Raw genomic sequence first — 2,376 nt, 5'->3', positions numbered from 1 at the left:
GCGCCGACCTGACCGCCTGGCTCGACGAGGGCCGGATCAGGGCCGTCGGCCCCCATCAGCGGCTGTGGCAACTCGCGGACTACCGCGCGGTGTTCACGGAACCTGACGAGGACGAGTACGAGGGGCGTACGCCATGACGGGCTCGACCTCGCCGCACCGGCGGGCTCCCCTGCGCACCGGCCTCGTCAGGGCCGGGCTGCGCTTCCTGGCCCGGCGTCCGCACGCGCTGGCCACGCTGGCGGGCTGGTCCGTGCTGGAGGCGGCGCACTCCTTCGCGCTCGGATTCGGGGTCGCCCACGCACTCGACGACGGCTTCCTCGCCGGCGACGTGGCCGCCGGACTGGGCTGGCTCGCACTGACCGCCGTCGCCGTGGTGCTCGGCGCCGTGGGCACCGGGCGGGTGTACGGGGCGGTGGCCGCGCTGGCCGAGCCGCTGCGGGACCTTCTGGTGCACCGCGTCGTAGGGCAGGCCCTGGGCGCGGACGCCGGCGCGGGAGTGGAGGCAGGGTCGGGGGACGCGGGCCGTGGCGGCAGTGCGGTCGTCTCCCGGCTGACACATCAGGTCGAAATCGCGCGGGACAGCTTCGCGGGCCTGGTGATGGTCTCCCGCTCCTTCGTCTTCTCGGCCGCGGGCGCGCTGTTCGGGCTGCTCTCCCTGGCACCGCTGCTGCTGTTCGTCGTGCTGCCACCGCTCGTCTGCGGGCTCGCCCTCTTCTTCATGTCGCTGCGTCCGATGGCCCGTCGGCAGCAGGCGTTCCTGGTGGCGGACGAGGACATCGCCCAGGCTCTGGGGACGACGTTCTCGGGGCTCCGGGACGTCGTCGCCTGCGGTGCGGAGGAACGCATGCGGATCGCCGGCGTCCGGTGTATCGACGCCGAACGGCGGGCCGCCGACCGGCTGGCCCGGTGGGGCGTCACGCGGGCGCTGGCGCTGGGAGTCGGCGGGCGGCTGCCCGTCGTGCTGCTGCTGGTCCTCGCACCGTGGCTGCTCTCCCGCGGCGTGACCGCGGGCGCGCTCGCCGGTGCGCTGACCTATCTGACCCACGTGCTGCTGCCCGCACTGCAGAGCCTTGTCCATGGTCTGGGCGGTGCCGGCGCGCGCCTCGCCGTGGTCATCGGCCGCCTCCGTCGGCCGCCGACCGCAGCGGCGCAGCCGCAGCCGCTGCCGCAAGCACAGTCACAGCCCGAGCCGTTCGCGCCCTCGGTGCCCCTACGACGTTCGGACGGCTTCCGCGTGCCGGGCTCCCGCTCCGCCGCACCGCCCCCGGCGGCGCTCGAGATGCGCGGGGTCTCCTTCGGCTACGGAGCGGGCGCCGCCCCGGTCATCGACGATCTCTCACTCCTCGTTCCGGCGGGTGGCCATCTCGCCGTGGTGGGTCCGAGCGGGATCGGCAAGTCCACCCTGACCTCCCTCGTCGCCGGGCTGCTGAGACCCGGCTCGGGTGAGATCCGGCTCGGCGGCCGGCCCGTGGCCCTGACCGGACCCGGCGCACTCGGCGGCGAGCGGGTGCTGATCCCGCAGGAGGCGTACGTCTTCTCCGGCAGCGTCCGCGCGAATCTCGGCTATCTCTGCCCCGTCGAGCCCACGGACGAGGCGCTGTCGGCGGCCACTGCGGCGGTGGGTGCCGAGGCGCTCGTACGCCGGCTCGGCGGCCCGGACGGCGCCGTGGACCCGGCGGCGCTGTCGGCGGGTGAGCGGCAGCTGCTCGCCCTTGTCCGCGCCCATCTCTCGCCCGCGCCACTGGCCGTACTGGACGAGGCCACCTGTCATCTCGACCCGGCGGCGGAGGCGCGGGCCGAGCGGGCCTTCGCCGAGCGGCGGTGCCGGGGAAGCGGGCCCGAAGGCGCCCGTACGTACCCCGCAGCGCTCATCGTCATCGCACACCGCATCAGTTCGGCCCGGCGAGCCGGCCGTGTCCTCGTGCTGGACGGTGCGCGGGCCGACTGCGGTACGCACGCCGAACTGCTGGAGCGCTCCGCGCTCTACCGTGACCTGTCGGCGGGCTGGGACCCCTCGGTGTCCCCGTCACAGCCAGCCCGCTCCCTGTGAGATGCGGATGGCGTCGATGCGGTTACGGGCACCGGTCTTACGGGTGATCGCGGACATGTAGTTCCGTACCGTGCCGCCGGCCAGACTCAGCTTGTGGGCGATCTCGGCGACCGTCGCGCCCTCCGCCGCGACCGTCAGTACGGCTAACTCCCGTTGCGTGAGCGGCATCTCCGACGCGTGGATCAGGGCCAGGGCGAGCGAGTCGTCGACGAATCGTTTCCCCCGCGCGACCTGCCTGATGGCCGTCAGCAGCCGCTCGGGCGTGGCGTGGTGATCGAGGAAGCCGAGTGCGCGGGCGTCGAGCGCCCTGCGCAGGGCGCCCGGCC

General features: G+C 74.4%; 2 protein-coding genes. One reads left to right on the top strand and one right to left on the bottom strand.

What is annotated here, in order from left to right; genetic code table 11:
- Positions 1-133 precede the first annotated feature (133 nt).
- Positions 134-2,050 (top strand): ATP-binding cassette domain-containing protein, encoded by a 1,917-nt coding sequence (locus ACRDP3_RS28520; RefSeq protein ID WP_431519914.1) that lies wholly within the window; start codon positions 134-136, stop codon positions 2,048-2,050.
- Here ACRDP3_RS28520 and ACRDP3_RS28515 read toward each other — a convergent pair.
- The coding region (locus tag ACRDP3_RS28515) for a response regulator transcription factor (RefSeq protein WP_431519913.1) at positions 2,027-2,376 on the bottom strand (350 nt) is incomplete at its 5' end. The genes ACRDP3_RS28520 and ACRDP3_RS28515 overlap by 24 nt on opposite strands.

Origin of the sequence: Streptomyces sp., assembly GCF_050698815.1 — a bacterium.
Taxonomy (GTDB): Bacteria; Actinomycetota; Actinomycetes; order Streptomycetales; family Streptomycetaceae; genus Streptomyces.
Note: the sequence above shows the minus strand (reverse complement) of the source record. Positions and strands in the feature narration are given on the sequence as shown.